The 17,206-nt window shown below is 45.2% G+C and carries 13 protein-coding genes; 8 read left to right on the top strand and 5 right to left on the bottom strand.

Translation table 11 applies throughout. The annotated features are described in order from the left end of the window. Positions 1–7 precede the first annotated feature (7 nt). Positions 8–1,009, top strand: coding sequence for a DUF3080 domain-containing protein (locus tag FLM53_RS03200; RefSeq protein ID WP_176680212.1), 1,002 nt, complete (start codon positions 8–10; stop codon positions 1,007–1,009). Positions 1,010–1,027: 18 nt separating this feature from the next. Here the strand turns inward: FLM53_RS03200 and FLM53_RS03205 are convergent, their stop codons facing one another. From FLM53_RS03205 to FLM53_RS03215, 3 genes are all read right to left on the bottom strand, one after another. Further along, entirely contained in the window at positions 1,028–3,022 is a 1,995-nt protein-coding gene (locus FLM53_RS03205; protein WP_176680213.1) for a DNA topoisomerase III, read from the bottom strand. Between the two features lie 114 nt (positions 3,023–3,136). Then, on the bottom strand, positions 3,137–3,685 hold the full coding sequence (locus FLM53_RS03210; protein WP_176680214.1) for an NAD(P)H nitroreductase: 549 nt from the start codon (positions 3,683–3,685) through the stop codon (positions 3,137–3,139). Positions 3,686–3,892: 207 nt separating this feature from the next. Then, positions 3,893–5,902 (bottom strand): NADPH-dependent 2,4-dienoyl-CoA reductase, encoded by a 2,010-nt coding sequence (locus tag FLM53_RS03215; protein ID WP_176680215.1) that lies wholly within the window; start codon positions 5,900–5,902, stop codon positions 3,893–3,895. 558 nt (positions 5,903–6,460) lie between these two features. Here FLM53_RS03215 and sppA point away from each other — a divergent pair. Then, a complete protein-coding gene (gene sppA, locus FLM53_RS03220; RefSeq protein WP_176680216.1) occupies positions 6,461–8,311 on the top strand; it encodes a signal peptide peptidase SppA in 1,851 nt (616 codons plus the stop codon). Between the two features lie 118 nt (positions 8,312–8,429). After that, complete coding sequence (gene ansA, locus FLM53_RS03225) at positions 8,430–9,446, top strand: asparaginase (protein WP_176680217.1); 1,017 nt, start codon at positions 8,430–8,432, stop codon at positions 9,444–9,446. 143 nt (positions 9,447–9,589) lie between these two features. Here the strand turns inward: ansA and FLM53_RS03230 are convergent, their stop codons facing one another. Further along, on the bottom strand, positions 9,590–9,871 hold the full coding sequence (locus FLM53_RS03230; RefSeq protein ID WP_010437067.1) for a YeaC family protein: 282 nt from the start codon (positions 9,869–9,871) through the stop codon (positions 9,590–9,592). Positions 9,872–9,984: 113 nt separating this feature from the next. Between FLM53_RS03230 and FLM53_RS03235 the strand changes: the two genes are divergently transcribed. Next, positions 9,985–10,791, top strand: a complete 807-nt coding sequence (locus FLM53_RS03235) for a DUF2989 domain-containing protein (RefSeq protein ID WP_176680919.1) — start codon at positions 9,985–9,987, stop codon at positions 10,789–10,791. Between the two features lie 151 nt (positions 10,792–10,942). On the opposite strand, the gene msrB is transcribed toward FLM53_RS03235, so the two are convergent. Further along, the gene (gene msrB / locus FLM53_RS03240) at positions 10,943–11,380 is read right to left on the bottom strand and encodes a peptide-methionine (R)-S-oxide reductase MsrB (protein ID WP_128644369.1); all 438 of its coding nucleotides are present in this window, start codon (positions 11,378–11,380) and stop codon (positions 10,943–10,945) included. Positions 11,381–11,699: 319 nt separating this feature from the next. On the opposite strand from msrB, the gene gap reads away from it, so the two are divergent. From gap to rlmA, 4 genes are all read left to right on the top strand, one after another. Beyond that, positions 11,700–12,695: a type I glyceraldehyde-3-phosphate dehydrogenase gene (gene gap / locus FLM53_RS03245; protein ID WP_017630988.1), complete on the top strand. Its 996-nt coding sequence runs from the start codon at positions 11,700–11,702 to the stop codon at positions 12,693–12,695. Between the two features lie 243 nt (positions 12,696–12,938). Continuing rightward, entirely contained in the window at positions 12,939–13,835 is an 897-nt protein-coding gene (locus tag FLM53_RS03250; RefSeq protein WP_176680218.1) for a D-hexose-6-phosphate mutarotase, read from the top strand. 279 nt (positions 13,836–14,114) lie between these two features. Then, complete coding sequence (locus tag FLM53_RS03255; RefSeq protein WP_176680219.1) at positions 14,115–16,151, top strand: methyl-accepting chemotaxis protein; 2,037 nt, start codon at positions 14,115–14,117, stop codon at positions 16,149–16,151. 169 nt (positions 16,152–16,320) lie between these two features. After that, positions 16,321–17,136: a 23S rRNA (guanine(745)-N(1))-methyltransferase gene (gene rlmA / locus FLM53_RS03260; RefSeq protein ID WP_176680220.1), complete on the top strand. Its 816-nt coding sequence runs from the start codon at positions 16,321–16,323 to the stop codon at positions 17,134–17,136. The last annotated feature ends 70 nt before the right edge of the window (positions 17,137–17,206 follow it).

Here is a 17,206-nt window from a genome sequence, read left to right on the forward strand (position 1 = left end):
GCTCCCCATGAATACTCGCCTTCTTTCAGATTTACTGCAACGTTCACCACTGATTTTGTTAACCGTGGTGCTCGGTGGGTGTTTTGGGGAAGGCCCTGGAGACTTATTCGACGACTATCAAACTAAAATAGCCAGAGTACAAGACGCTGACGAGATAAAAGAGAACTGGGAATTTGAAAGCCTACCGAGAAAGCGAGAGCTGTTACTGGATATCCCTTCGCTCTCTATCGGGCTCATCGACAGCTACCAGCTTCGCCAATGTGGATTGTTCAACCTGATTGCCGAAAGAAACTCAGTACTCGGAAAAGTCGCGGACGAGTTCCGAAATTATGACTATCAAGTCGCTCTACTGGAAGGCGTTGGTCAATGTTTAGCTAATAACGAGTTAGACCCAGAGATCGTAGAACTACTAAAAGAAATTGAGCAACAGAAACTCGCACAGTTTCCGCTACATCAATGGAATCTCATCTATGCCAGTGATGCTATGCAGTCGCAAATGCGGGGGAGTCAGTGGTTACGTGCTGATATTGGCGATCAAGTGAGACAGACAAGCGACGCCCTAAAACATATCAATCAAGCGTTAAACACATCTCTCGTTTCGGGCAAAACCATTGAGGTGCAAGAAGTACTGGAGAAGAGTTCTACGCTTGGAGATTTGTACTACTCACTCGCGCGAGCCTCGGTTGAACTCGATACCATCACCAAGCAACTCAAAACCTTTGATGGCAATATCATCTGCGGGAAACAACGAGACACCACTAAGTTTCGTTATCTCAACAATGTGTTCGAACAACAGTATATTGGCAAGGTTCAGCCTTACATGGCACAACTCGATGGCTATTATCAGCAGTTAGCATCGCAGCTGGTTATGTTTGATGCTCAGCCAGAACTTCACAGCTACTACTTTCCCATCCAAGATACACACCAAGCCTTTCGCGCATCAACTCGCCGCCATGTAGATTACTGGCAGCAATTATTTAAGCGTTGCGGACGCAAGGTTGGACGTTAATATCTCTACCGATAAGTGCTAGCTCTTAGTGCCCTTTTTTGCTGAAGTACCTTTCTTTGCATACGACCCGTTCTTGGCATAAGACTTCTTAGCACCGCCTCCTTTACGACGTTTAAACGCTGGTCTTTCGACTTTAGGAAGGTGGCGGAGTGATTCAGGAACTTCTCCCATTTTCACTTTACCCATCAAGCCATCTATCTTGCTTTCTAGCGCTTGCATGAAAGGTTGATACGCTTGATTTCGTTCTGCCATGCCTTGCAACTGGTGTTCCCAATGCGCTGTCATGTCAGGAAAGGTCGAATCCTCGGGTAGAGCATGAATCAAGCCTCGACCAGCAGGGCTACTATGAATACTCTTACCTTGACGCGTGAGCAGCTGCCTTTTAAAGAGAGTATCGAGAATACCTGCACGAGTCGCCTCTGTTCCAAGACCGTCCGTCTCTTTCAAAATAGCTTTCAGGTCTTTGTTCGCAACAAAACGCGCGATACCTGTCATCGCTTGAAGTAATGTCGCTTCTGTAAAGTGTTTTGGCGGCTCGGTTTTCTTATCGCCAATCACACCTTCACGACAGGTGAGCACAGTCCCTTTATCGAGCGGTGGGACCGTATCAGTACCATCACCTTTCTCTTCGGTGTCTGTTTTACCCATCAACACTTTCCAGCCGGGGTTAATAAGCTGACGCCCTTTCGCAATGAACACGCCACCAGCGATATCAAAAACCAACTTAGCATCCGCAAAAACAGCCGGTGGGTAGAACTGCATCAGATACTGGCGGGCGATTTGTTGATAGATTTTCATCTCATTGGCAGACAAACCATTCACCGATGATTTCTTCGGAGTAGGAATAATCGCGTGGTGAGCATCAACCTTGCTGTCGTTCCATGCTTTTGATTTAAGTGAAAGATCCGCGCCTTGAGCACCACTTTGCAGCTCTTTCGCATTATTAGCGATGGCGTCTACGATCGACTCTCGCTGCGAATAGTGCTCTTTAGGGAGATAGCGGCTATCAGAACGCGGGTAAGTGATGAGCTTGTGCTTCTCATATAAAGACTGACAGGTATCTAGCACCTGCTGAGCACTCATGCCAAAACGTTTAGACGCATCAATCTGCAACGCAGACAACGAATAAGGAAGTGGCGCTGCTTGTTTGCTTTGCTTCTGCTCTGACTCTGTGACGGTTGCAGGTTGGTTCGCGATTCGCTGAGCGACGTTTTCAACCAACTTTCGATTGAGTACACGGCCTTCTTCGTCTTGCCACGGCTTACATGCTTCACTTGGTTTCCAACGAGCGCGAATATCAAAGCTCTGACCGTTGTTTTGATAAGGGATCAAGGCATGCAGAGTGAAATAATCTTTCGGAATGAAGTTCTCGATCTCTTCATCACGTCTCACCACCAAACCAAGTACTGGCGTCTGCACTCGCCCTACCGACAATACACCTTGGTAACCGGCTTTTTGACCAAGCAAGGTATAGGCGCGAGTCATGTTCATGCCATACAACCAATCGGCTCTAGAGCGCGCCAATGCGGAAATTGAGAGTGGGATAAAGTCACGGTTACTGCGCATTTGAGAGAGCGCACGTTTTACGGCAGGTAAGTTCAAGTCACTGATCAATAGCCTGTCCATCGACTCTTTCTTAGCCTTAGAGACTTTGCAGTAATCAATCACTTCATCAACCAGTAGCTGCCCTTCTCTATCCGGGTCTCCGGCGTGAACAATTTGAGTGGCGTCCTTCAATAGCTTTCGGATCACCGTAAGCTGTTTGCTCGATGTCTTACGAGGTCTTAACTGCCACTGCTCTGGCACGATAGGAAGATCGGCCAAGTTCCATTTCTTATAACGGTCGTCATAAGCGTCTGGCTCAACCTGCTCCAACAAGTGTCCAATACACCAAGTCACCACATCCCCATTGCCACATTTGATAAACCCTTGGTCTTTCTTCTGTGGATTAGGCAGTGCAGCGGCGATCGCGCGGCCGAGGCTTGGTTTTTCAGCAATAATAAGGCGAGACATTTTTTTCCAGATGCTACAAACAATTAGGGTCACATTATCTAATGTGACCCTAATAAATCAAGAAAAACTGGTTGTTTATACAGTTAGCATTCCACTATTCAAGCTTCAGCGTTCTTATAAGAACTCAACAAACTTCGCGAAGTCACGCTCTGGTATTTTCATCGGTGTACAGCCCGGAGTACCAAGATATAGGAAACCAACGATCTCATCGTCACCTTCTAAACCGAATGCTTGATGCACTTCTGGGTGGAACATCCATTTACCAGACCGCCAAAAGCCTTGGAAGCCTTGAGCGACGGCGGCCATTTGCATTGCTTGCGCCGCACAGCCTGCAGAAAGATGTTGCTCAATCGCTGGTACTTTCTCGTGCTCAGTCACTTTAGCAATCACGGTGATCACCATAGGTGCTCGGAACGGCGCCTTTTTCACTTTCTCGATCACCATCTCTTCGCTCTCATCCGCTTCAGCGGCACGAACCAAGATATCAGATAGCTTCTGTAGCCCTGAACCTTGCGCGATGACAAAGCGCCAAGGTGTTAACGCACCGTGGTCAGGAGCTCGTAAGCCCGCTTTGATGATATTTTCTAACGCTACACCTTCAGGTGCCGGATCAGAGAGTTTTGCGATAGAGCGTCTGTTGAGCAATAGATCCAAAGCATCCATTTGAAGTCCTTACTATTTCTTTATTATTTGTATACTTGAACTTTAGCACAGAATACAAACGATAATAAATCTCAACCACCGCCCATTTGGGTTCGATTAGAAACAATAAAGGCTCCTAAATCTATGACTTAGGAGCCTTGTTAAAAATCTAACTCAGCGAATTAAGTAACAATATCTACCGATAAAGTTACAGTTTGATAGCTGATTCTATAACTTAATCGCTAGCTCAACACCTTGACGGATAGCACGTACCGCATCTAGCTCACCGGCATAATCAGCACCGCCTATCACGTGCAGTTTGCCACCAAACTCTTGCCACATATCTTCGAATGGTCGGACCGATACTTGGCCTGCACACACGATAACCGAATCGGCATCAAGCACCTGTTCCTGCTTACCAACGCTGATATGCAGACCTTGGTCATCAATCTTGTTGTAGCTCACACCACCCAGTAGATTCACACCGCGTTTTTCTAATGTGCGTTTGTGAATCCAGCCTGTGGTTTTGCCCGGCCCTTTACCAACACGACCCGCTTTACGCTGCATCACCCACACCGTTTTATCGCTGAATGAATCAGGGTAAGGGTAAAGCCCGCCTGGGTGTTCCATATTCTTATCAATGCCCCACTCATGCAGCCAATCGTCTAGGCTGTGTGACGTCGGCTCTGTCAGCATGGTTGCCACATCGACACCGATACCACCAGCACCAACAATCGCGACCTTTTCGCCTACTGGTGTCTTTTCCCGAATCAAGGTTTGATAATCGACCACGTTTTCTTGGTCAATGCCCTCAATGTCGAGCTTTCTCGGCTCTACGCCGGCCGCCATCACGACTTCATCGTACTTCAACAACATCTCAAACGTTGCTTCGGTATCTAATTTCAAATTCACACCCGATGCGTCGATTTGGTTGGCAAAATAACGAATCGTTTCTCTGAATTCTTCTTTGCCCGGGATCTGCATCGCCAATCTGAACTGGCCACCGATACGGTCATTTTTCTCAATCAAATCAACCTTGTGTCCACGCTGCGCTAACGTTGTCGCACAAGCTAAACCTGCAGGGCCTGCGCCGACTACCGCAATGGTCTTAGTCGCTTGAGCTGGTTGAACAACAATTTCAGTCTCGTAACACGCGCGTGGGTTAACCAAACAGCTCGCGCGTTTACCTTTAAACACGTTATCTAAACAAGCTTGGTTACAACCGATGCAGGTATTGATGAACTGAGCTTGGTCTTGAGCTGCTTTGTTGACGAAATCAGGGTCCGCCAAGAAAGGACGAGCCATAGACACCATATCAGCCTGCCCAGAACTAAGAATACGTTCTGCTTCTTCTGGTGTATTGATTCGGTTACAAGTGATCACAGGAATAGAAACGTGCGGTTTAACTTTCTCGGTTACCCAAGAGAACGCACCGCGTGGTACTTGTGTCGCGATGGTCGGAATACGTGCTTCGTGCCAGCCGATACCCGTATTGATAATGGTAACGCCTGCTTCTTCCAGCTTTTGAGCCAATAGAACAACATCTTCGAAGGTACTGCCTTGCTCAACCAAATCGAGCATCGACAGTCGGAAAATAATAATGAAGTCGTCGCCCACCGCTTCGCGAATCGATTTAACGATCTCCAGTGGAAAACGCATACGCTTCTCATAAGAACCACCCCATTCGTCGTAACGCATGTTGGTACGTTTACAAATGAATTGGTTAATCAAGTAACCTTCAGACCCCATGATTTCAATGCCGTCATAACCCGCGACTTGAGCGAGTTCAGCACTGTTGGCAAAGGCACCAATGGTCTTTTTAATCTGACGAGGGCTCATCTCGCTCGGAGCGAACTTAGCGATAGGCGCTTTAATGCCAGAAGCACTTTGCGCGAATGGGTGCATCGCATAACGACCGGCATGCAATAGTTGAAGCGCAATTTTACCGCCGTGCTTGTGGACGGCTTCGGTAACAACTTGGTGCGCTTTAGCGTGCTTTACTTTACTGAATTCAGCACTGAATGGGGTTAATCTGCCACGTAAATTAGGAGAGAAACCACCGGTAACAATAAGACCAACGCCTCCTTTTGCTCGCTCTTCATAAAACGCGGCGAGTTTGTGTAGGCCTTCTTTATTTTCTTCTAAACCTGTGTGCATTGATCCCATCAATACACGATTACGTAACTGAGTAAATCCAAGATCGAGTGGTTCAAGTAAATGTGGGTACATGGCAGACATCACTTCTATTATTTTATCCTTGTGGTCTGACCACAGTATAGTTCAATCACCAAAAGTTCAAACAACCGTTTACATTTTTGTAACACCGATCATAATGCAGAGCGTATTAATCGTTCAAAAGTCCTAGGGGCTGTTGACCTTTCGAGTTGGGTTTTGCAGCATCTTGTGGGAAATTTATACAAGGAAGAGGCTTTGACGTGTAGCTGGCCTACATGAAAAGCCGATAACGCAGTAGAAATGAACCACAAGGGCTGCCCGAAGGGTTCGAGCTAGGCGCCCCCACAAAAATCGTTTTATGCTTTGTTGAAGAATATTTGCTTAGAATGACTAGGCTACATACTCTTCGCCGCGCCTAAAACGATTTTATCTCGAACAAAACTTAACCACGAAAGGTCAAAAGCCCCTAATCTGACTACACTTAATGAGAATATATATCGATTAACAATTCTTGGTATAGTTTGAGCTTGGGAATTATCGTAGGATACTAAGCAGTTCATATTATTGAGATTAATGGTACTACGGCTTGTTAAAGCGACGTGATCTCACTGCGGAGACAGAATGAAAAAAATATTCAAATTTATAGGCATGATCTTTAAAGGGATTTGGAAGCTCATTACGTTTGTGCGTCTTGCGCTTGTTAACATCATCTTTTTACTCAGTATTGCCATCATCTACTTTGTGTACTTCCACTCAGATACGGCTCAGCCAACGGTTCCACAGCAATCGGCTTTGGTGCTTAACCTTTCTGGTCCGATTGTAGAGCAAAGCCGCTATATCAATCCGATGGATTCGGTGACAGGTTCACTGCTTGGCAAAGACCTTCCAAAAGAGAACGTTCTGTTTGATATCGTTGAAACGATTCGCTATGCCAAAGATGATGAGAACGTAACAGGCATTGTATTAGCGCTTAAAGAGCTACCAGAAACTAACCTGACCAAGCTTCGTTACATCGCTAAAGCACTGAATGAGTTTAAAGCAGCGGGTAAGCCGATTTATGCGGTGGGTGATTTTTACAACCAAAGCCAATACTACCTAGCCAGCTACGCGACCAAAGTATACTTATCGCCAGATGGTGGTGTGCTTCTTAAAGGCTACAGCGCTTACTCGCTTTACTACAAAACCTTATTAGAGAAACTAGACGTGAACACCCATGTGTTCCGTGTAGGTACTTATAAGTCTGCCATCGAACCTTTCATTCGTGATGACATGTCTGACGCGGCGAAAGAATCCGCTTCTCGTTGGTTAGGCCAACTGTGGGGTGCTTACGTTGATGATGTGAGCCACAACCGCCAAATTGACGCGAAAACGCTTAACCCAAGCATGGACACTTTCTTGAAAGAGCTTGAGTCTGTCGATGGTGATATAGCGAAACTGGCCGAAAAACTGGGCTTAGTGGATGAGCTAGCAACCCGCCAACAAGTTCGACTAGAGCTTGCAGACGTGTTCGGCAGTGACGGTCAAGACAGCTACAACGCATTTGGTTACTACGAATATCGTACAACTATGCTTCCAGAGATGAACAGCGAATCACACGACGTTGCTGTGATTGTGGCAAGCGGTGCCATTATGGATGGCAAACAACCTCGCGGCACTGTTGGTGGTGATACTACTGCAGCCCTACTTCGCCAAGCTCGTAATGACGACAAAGTTAAAGCAGTTGTACTTCGTGTAGATAGCCCAGGTGGCAGTGCATTTGCTTCTGAAGTTATTCGCAATGAAATCGAAGCGATCAAACAAGCAGGTAAACCGGTTGTGGTTTCTATGTCTAGCCTTGCAGCTTCTGGTGGTTACTGGATCTCGATGGGCGCAGACAAGATCTTAGCTCAACCGACCACACTAACAGGCTCGATTGGTATCTTCAGTGTTATCACGACCTTTGAGAAAGGCTTGAACGATATTGGCGTTTACACCGACGGCGTAGGCACGTCACCTTTCTCTGGCCTTGGTATCACTACTGGCTTAACTGATGGTGCTAAAGACGCTTTCCAAATGGGTATTGAAAATGGTTACCGCCGTTTCATCAGCTTGGTTGGAGAAAATCGTGACATGGAAGTGAGTGCTGTCGATGAAATCGCTCAAGGTCGCGTTTGGACAGGTCAAGATGCGATGCAGAAAGGCTTAGTCGATGAGATTGGTGACTTTGACGATGCGATTGCAGCAGCGGCGTCACTTGCAGAGCTTGAAAGCTACAACATTTACTGGGTAGAAAAGCCACTTTCAGCAACTGAACAATTTATTCAAGAATTTATGAACCAAGTTCAGATGTCGATTGGTCTAGATATTCAGTCAATGATTCCAAGCAGTTTACAGCCTGTTACGCAACAGTTAGCTCAAGATAGCCAACTATTAGGCAACTTTAACGACCCACAAGGCCGTTACGCTTTCTGCCTAAACTGCCAAGTTCAATAAGTTAAACCAATAAGTCATAAACCAAGAGGCGCCCGTGTGTTAGGCGCCTCTTTTTATTGCATGATAATTCGCTATAATCGCCCACCTGTTCCCTACATCACACTAAGTATTAATCGCCATGGAAAGAAAACACATCTATATCGCGTACACCGGCGGCACAATTGGCATGCAAAAGTCTATTGACCACGGTTATGTTCCAGTCGCAGGTTTCATGGATAAGCAGCTTGCTGGTATGCCTGAATTCCATCGCCCAGAGATGCCTGAATACACCATTCATGAATACTCTCCATTAATGGACTCGTCAGACATGACACCATTGGATTGGCAGACTATCGCTGATGATATTCGTGCGAACTACGATAAGTACGATGGTTTCGTTATCCTGCACGGTACTGACACAATGGCCTACACTGCGTCTGCGCTGTCGTTCATGTTAGAAAACCTTGGCAAACCAGTGATTGTAACCGGCTCTCAGATCCCTCTGGCTGAGCTACGTTCAGACGGACAAGCAAACCTACTAAATGCACTGCACATTGCGGCTAACTACCCAATCAATGAAGTGACACTGTTTTTCAACAACAAGTTGATGCGTGGTAACCGCAGCACCAAATCTCACGCTGATGGCTTCAATGCGTTTACGTCTCCAAACCTAAACCCATTGCTAGAAGCGGGTATCAATATCCAAATTAGCAATAACGTTGTGGTAAACGAGCAGCCTAAGGGTGCGTTCAAGGTTCATAACATTACTCCGCAACCTATCGGCGTAATCACTATGTATCCGGGCATCTCACACGAAGTGATCCGTAACACGCTACTACAGCCTGTTAACGCAATGATTCTGCTTACTTTTGGTGTTGGCAATGCCCCACAAAATCCAGAATTACTTCAACACCTAAAAGACGCATCTGAGCGCGGTGTGATCGTGGTGAACTTAACTCAATGTTTGGCTGGTAAAGTGAACATGGGTGGCTACGCAACTGGTTGTGCTCTTGCAGAAGCGGGCGTTGTTAGTGGCTTTGACATGACACCAGAAGCGGCTCTGGCGAAGTTACACTACCTATTAAGCCAAAACCTCAGCTACGAAGAAGTGAAGACTCAGATGCAACAAGTGTTGCGTGGTGAGATGAGCTTATAAGCCTTCGCTTAAATGCGAATAACTAAACCGCTTGAATGCGATTAAAACGGTTTAACGTGAACTAAATCGTTTTACTGCTTATAAATAAACGGCTTAACATTAAAAGGGGTGGCACATTGCCACCCCTTTGTTGTAATTTAAGCTTAATGATTCGGGTTAACCCTAACAATATCTTCTTGGTCTGACTTAAACTGTTTCTTGAGTTCAGACTTAGATTTAAAGCTAATCTCACCACCAGCTGCAATTGTCATGTGTTGAGCTTCAGAGTTATGTTTAGATTGGTATAACATAACCGCCTGCATACACGAGTCGCGCTGTTCTTTTGAGAGCGCCGTACCTTCTGGCCATTTACCCGTCTCAACTGCGTAAGTTAAACGTTCGTAGACCTCGGGTGTCATTGCGCTAAGAAGTTGTTCTGCATCCATGGTAGAGCCTTAGTTTTAACAATTTTCACCAGAAAATAACCCGTAACAGAATTGAGTCAAGAACCTGACCGAAAATAAGTGTATTTGATCACAAGTGAAGGAATATGAAAATTATGAAATGGTTGGCGATGAGCCTATTGCCTTTCACTCTGGTTGGGTGTCTTGAAGGGAACAAAAATACCGATCAACTGTGCCAAAGCAACCCGGGGCTACAGTGCGAACAATTGAACATGAACGATGGACAATGTCGTGTCGCACGTACCGACTTAATCTGGCATCGTTTTGAAGTTCAAAAGCAACCTACCGAAATCAACAAGATTAAAGAGTTCAAGTTAGTCACAGCTTATAAAAAGTGCTTAGAGCTTGCCGCACAGATCGAAACGATTGACCAATCTAAACTGCAAGAACGCCGCTTTACTTCTTTAATGCACAGTATTGAAGAATCTGAACGCATTGTTGAAGAGCTCGCTCAATCAGACACGCCTGAAACACTCTACTTTTTGTGGTCGCAAACAGGCGATACCAACGCAAGGCGCAGTTTCTTACAATTAGAAGGAACAGAAGCATTAAACACGGCAGATATGCAATACGCCCTAGCCACCTTCTATACCACCAGAGATCATACGAAAACACTTAAGCTGCTTAATAATGCTTTAACTTTGTCGAGCAACTCAGCAGTCAATACTGAGATCTTTAAGTCGATGGCGAGCATCAACCATAGCTTGGGTCATATGGAAAAAGCGTATGTCTGGGCAATGGTTGCTAAAGAGTTTGATGTACCAATTGCCTCAGAAGCGGAACTGGCTGTTCTCTATCGTTTTGAAGATTCAAAATACAAACAGTTAAATAAAGACGCCGACAAAATTGTCGAAGCTATTGAGGATGGGATCTACAGCCCGGCGATCGTCCCGAGTTATTGATCGCACCGTCTATATAGACAAAAAAACAGCTACCATCATGGTAGCTGTTTTTATTTGTACTAGAGTTAACTCTGAAATTCTGAAGTCTTGGGCAATTCAGTCTTAGTCGATCAGCAAATGCGACCTGTAAGGATTAAACAATAGTTACAAGTTATTTCGTACTTTTGTCATTTTTGTTGAAAATTAACGACACCGAATTAACACAGAAACGTTCACCGGTTGTCTTCGGTCCATCAGGAAAAACGTGACCTAAATGGCTATCACAAGCGGTACAACGGATCTCTACACGCTTCATTCCGTGACTTAGATCTTCTATATAGCGTACTGCTTCGTCATTCACTGGTGCATCAAAGCTAGGCCAACCGCACCCTGAGTCGTATTTGTTGTCCGACAGAAACAAAGGGCTTTCGCAGCATGTGCAGCTATAGACACCTGTGTCTTGGTTGTGCAGTAACTTACCGCTATATGGGGCTTCAGTACCACGTTGACGACACACTGCAAACTCGTCGTCTGATAGGCGTTCACGCCAGTATTCATCAGGCTTTATCATATTTTCTCCCTTTTGAATCACGTTAATATCTCTCCACATTCTCATTTATTATATTTACTTTTTTCTATAAAGGCTTGCATATGAGTCGTTTTGTAGCACATACTTTCTCACTAGAAAACATTGTACATATACACTCATAAGTGAATCATCATTTAGGGGTATTTTACCCAACTGGAAGGGTACAGAGCCACTCGCAATGGTCAATTTTCAACCACTTACACCCAATTGTTAAGAAAAGCGTCGCTTTTTTTTGACATTAAACAAGTTAAGTCGGATTATCTATTGCAGATGTATACTGGATTCTGTAATTTTACTACCAGTTATCTTTAATCAGAAATTAAGTTGTGGAGCAACTACAATGACTATCAAAGTAGGTATTAATGGTTTTGGCCGTATCGGTCGTTTCGTATTCCGTGCAGCGCAAGAGCGCAATGACATCGAAGTTGTTGGTATCAACGACCTTATCGACGTTGAATACATGGCATACATGCTTAAGTACGACTCAACTCACGGCCGTTTCAACGGTACTGTTGAAGTTGAAGGCGGTAACCTAATCGTTAACGGTAAAACTGTACGTGTTACAGCTGAGCGTAACCCAGAAGAACTTAAGTGGGACGCAATCAACGTAGACGTTGTTGCTGAAGCTACTGGTCTTTTCCTAACTGACGAGACTGCACGTAAGCACATCACTGCTGGTGCTAAGAAAGTTGTTCTTACTGGTCCTTCTAAAGATGCAACTCCAATGTTCGTAATGGGCGTTAACCAAGCATCTTACGCTGGTCAAGACATCGTTTCTAACGCTTCTTGTACTACTAACTGTCTTGCACCTATCGCTAAAGTACTTAACGATAAGTGGGGCATTGAGTCTGGTCTTATGACTACAGTTCACGCTACTACAGCAACTCAAAAAACTGTAGATGGCCCTTCTGCTAAAGACTGGCGCGGTGGCCGTGGTGCTTCTCAAAACATCATCCCATCTTCAACTGGTGCTGCTAAAGCTGTAGGCGTTGTTCTTCCAGAACTAAACGGCCTTCTAACTGGTATGGCTTTCCGTGTACCAACTGCTAACGTATCTGTAGTTGACCTAACAGTTAACCTAAAAGAAGCTGCATCTTACGAAGAAATTTGTGCTGCAATGAAAGAAGCTTCTGAAGGCGAAATGGCTGGCGTTCTAGGTTACACAGAAGACCAAGTTGTTTCTCAAGACTTCATCGGCGAAACTCAAACTTCAGTATTCGATGCTAAAGCTGGTGTTGCTCTAACTGACAAATTCGTTAAAGTTGTATCTTGGTACGACAACGAAATCGGTTACTCAAACAAAGTTCTAGACCTAATCGCTCACATCTCTAAGTAATTTCTTTTTAGAAATAGCTTTAGATAAGCATTAGCGAAGACTGTTTTGAGCAGACTTTGAAAAAGGCGACCTTAGTGTCGCCTTTTTAATACCTGCTATCTTTTAAACCGCGTCTATCTAACTTCATCGAGATAGCCCAAACGCAAAATTCAATTCTAATACTGACTCTTGCTTGTTACTCACGAAAGCACAAGCACCGCTCTAGTCAGCATTTGAATTCAATTTCCTTAGAAGGATCATGTAATGGATTTATCAACTCTACCTGCACTGGCTGTACTTTCTGATAACGTCACTATCGTTGAACACGAAGGTGTAAAACTGGTTCGCGTTATCCACGATAAAGCAAACGCAGCGATTTCACTGTTTGGCGGTCATGTGGTGTCATTCCAACCGCAAGGCCAAGAAGACCTGATTTGGATGAGCCAACAAGCTAAATTCGACGGAAAAACAGCACTGCGCGGTGGTATTCCAGTATGTTGGCCTTGGTTTGGCCGCATTGCAGCACCTGCACATGGTTTTGCTCGTTCAAGCGAGTGGCAATTAGTTGAGCACCGCGAAAGCGAAGCTGGTGTGGTTGTAAGCTTAGGTCTAAAGCCTAGTGAAGAGACGCTGGCAGCATGGCCTCATCAGTTTGATGCACGTCTAAATGTCGAGATTGGCGATGAGCTGAAGGTAACATTAGATGTGAAGAACACAGATTCTCAACCATGGACTTTCTCAGGCGCTCTGCACACTTACCTAAACGTTGGCGATATCCACAACACAACCACCACAGGTATGGGCGCTGAGTACATTGATAGCCTACAAGGTGGCAAGATCTGCCAAGGCGGTGCTGAGCTGGAACTGACTGACACAATTGACCGTGTTTACACACAGCCAGAAGCTCAAATCTTCGTTGCCGACAAAAAGCTGGATCGTACTCTAACGGTTGAAAACCACGGCCATAACTCTGCTGTACTGTGGAACCCGTGGGCGGAAGGCGCTACTAGTATGGGTGATATGCAAGACGACGGTTACCTAACCATGCTTTGTGTGGAATCAACACTGCACGCACCTAGCCTAGAAGCAGGCAAAACACTGCAGCCAGGCGAAAGCCACCAGCTGATTACGGTGCTCTCTTCAAACAAAGCTCCTAAGTAATCTAGTTCGAAACAAAAATGCAGCCATATTGGCTGCATTTTTTTATCCGTCTAATCTCGCTCACACCTAAGCAACTGAATCTTTTCACAGAAATAGAATCCTCTTCTGTTCAAATCAACGCCAGCTTACGATTTATTCGTTTAATTTATAAATATAACTATCAATTCATTAATTCTTATCAATTACTGCCGATAAATAAGTTCCTATGATAGAAAACTCAATAACAAATTTAACTAAAACCACTTAACAACACCTCAATGAAGACAGGATAGTGAATTCATGCTCGAGAAATACAAAAATCAAAGTGTTGGCTTCCAACTTAAGTTGGTCATTTTATTGTGCTTGCTTATCGCCTTTAGCTCGATAGCGACCCTCGTTTATCGTAACGCCTCACAGGTACTTTTAGAGAACACATTAAAGGAACATCAATCAAAAGTAGAAGCGATGGCCAAAACCATATCCGGCCAATTTGACGCCTACCTGCATACCGCCAAAGTTTTAGAATCTACCTTTCGCAACGGTTACTTAGCAGGTGTTTACGTAGAAAACTATGATGTTGAGTTTAGCGGTCACTCCATACCAAACATGACTCAATATGGTGAGAGCCTGATCAACGATACCAAACTGGTGGATAGCTTTACCCGAGACACAGGAGCCGTTGCTACCCTATTTGCCCCATTTGGTGACGATTTTATCCGCGTATCTACCTCTCTAAAAAAACCTTCAGGCGAGCGTGTAGTTGCCACAACTCTCGGCAAAGATCATCCCGGTTACAGCAAACTGAAAAGTGGCCAACCTTATTACGCTCAGGTAAAACTTTTCGGTCAACGCTACATTACCTATTACGCGCCTCTTATGAACGCACAAGGTAAGGTCAATGGTGTATCCTTTATCGGCTTACCGGTTGAGGAAGCAACACAAAGCCTATTTGAATCTTTACGTTCAGTATCATGGGGCGATACTGGTTACACCATCATTGTGGATAACGAAAAAGAACACCAAGGCCAATACTTACTGCACCCTACTCACGCTGGCGGCGGTAAATCGATAATTGATGTAGCTGACTACGACGGTAATAAACCTTTCCATCAGATATTCGAACAATCATCTGGATTGATTCGATACCCATATAAATTCCAAGAAACGGTTGGTGAAAAGTACCTGGTATATACCGAAGTGCCAGGTTGGGACTGGAAACTACTTGGCGGTACATTCATTAAAGAGGTGACCAAGGGCAGTGACGATCTGCTGAAACTTATCGCGGTCATTTCGGCCTTGATTGCCGCCGCGACAATCGTAGCGTTAACCTTCGTATTGAATCGCACGCTCACGCCACTAACGACTCTAAACGAATACATGCTTCGATTAGGTAAAGGTGAAGTCAGCCTGCACATTCCAAACACCGGCAAGCAAACTAAAAACGAGATCAGCAACCTTAATACTGGCGTTGCAACTATGGCAGCTCAGCTGAACACCCTAGTGGGCGAGATTCGCGCGACAAGCGATCAAGTCCAAAACAGCTCGAGCAGTGTGTCACAAGATGCCAGCCACAACTTAACGCAGTCTGATCGCCAACAGGCGCAAGTGGAACAAGTGGTGACAGCAATCGAAGAGATGGCCACCTCTGCGGAATCCGTAGCACAGCAAGTCAATAGCATTGCTGAAAACGTTCGCCTTGCCAATGAAGACAGTCAACAAGGTCTAGAGGTGGTTGAGGGAGTCTGTATAGATGTTGCGCAGCTAAACGACCAACTCGATAAATCTGCATCTGCCATCGAGCAAGTAAGTGCAGACAGCGAAAGCATACAAACCGTCACTAAGATGATCGACGATATTGCCGAGCAAACTAACCTGTTAGCGCTAAACGCTGCTATTGAAGCCGCACGTGCAGGCGAACAAGGCCGTGGTTTTGCTGTTGTTGCTGATGAAGTAAGAACACTCGCTCATCGTACTCAAACATCAGTACAAGACGTAGTAAGCATCATCGAGAAGCTAAAGTCTTCAACCAACAATGCCGTGAACTTGATGACACAAAGCCAATCAAATGCCAACCAAGTACTCGATAAAGCGCAAGAAGCGGGTACGGCACTGGAGTCTATTGCTTCTCAAGTTGAGTCGATCGCTTCTCAAGCTGAAACGATTGCTGCTACATCAGAAGAACAAGCTCAGGTTTCTCAGGAAATTGCGGCAAACGCGCATGCAATAAGCGACCTCAACCAACAGAGCCGTGAAACCAGTGCTCAGACATCTCGCAGTGCTGATGAACTTCAAAAGCAAGCGGAGTCGTTGAAAAATCAAGTGAACTTCTTTAGCTAATTCTTAGTAGACGTTCCATTAAACAACTCACTAAGCATTAATAGAGCCAGCCATCGTTGGCTCTATCTCTTCATGAATTATCACTCGCTAAGACAACTGCGTTTATTCTAGCGCCCCACTATGCTTCCTGTTAAAATTTTGGACTTGAAATTTCTACCTCGAGTTCGCAATGACTTACCAATGCCCTTTGTGTCACCAACCTTTATCTCAACACGATCGTACGTTTAAGTGTGAAAAGAACCATCAGTTCGACCTAGCGAAAGAAGGCTATGTCAATTTGATGCCAGCACACCACAAACGCTCAAAAGATCCAGGTGACAATAAAGAGATGATGCAGGCACGTCGTCGCTTCCTTGAAGGTAACCATTACGATCCAATGCGCCAAGCAGTCGTTGGCTTATGCTCTAGCTACCTGCCAGACTCAGATCCTAGCCTGTTGGACATTGGCTGTGGTGAAGGGTATTACACCAACGAAATCGCGTTGAATCTTCAAAATAAAAACGGCGCGATTTTTGGCCTAGACATTTCTAAGATTGCTATCAAATACGCCGCTAAGCGCTACCCTGCTGTCGACTTCTCTGTTGCTTCTAGCCATCGCCTACCCTTTGCTGAAAACAGCTTAGACGGAATCCTGCGCATTTACGCGCCATGCAAGGCTGAAGAGCTGCAACGTACCATCAAAGACAATGGTGTCGTGATCACCGTGACACCAGCCAGTCGACACCTATACCAGCTGCGTGATGCAATTTATGACGGCGTTCGCTTGCATGACGAAGATCCAGAAGTGATCGAAGGTTTTACGCTTGAGCACCAAGAGCAACTAAACTATATGATGGAACTATCGGGGTCAGATGCATTCGACCTGCTACAGATGACGCCGTTTGCTTGGAAAGCGACAGATGAGTTTAAACAGCAACTCACCGAAGCTGAGCAATTCAACTGTGAAGCGGACTTTATGCTGAGGGTGTATCGCAAACAGATTTAACTGATATTGATTATCGTTTGCATTGAAATGTCATCTTGCCTCCTTTAATATGCGTGTTCTTCAAGGAGGC

The sequence above is a fragment of the Vibrio sp. Scap24 genome (assembly GCF_013394185.1).
In the GTDB taxonomy this organism is placed as follows: domain Bacteria; phylum Pseudomonadota; class Gammaproteobacteria; order Enterobacterales; family Vibrionaceae; genus Vibrio; species Vibrio pomeroyi.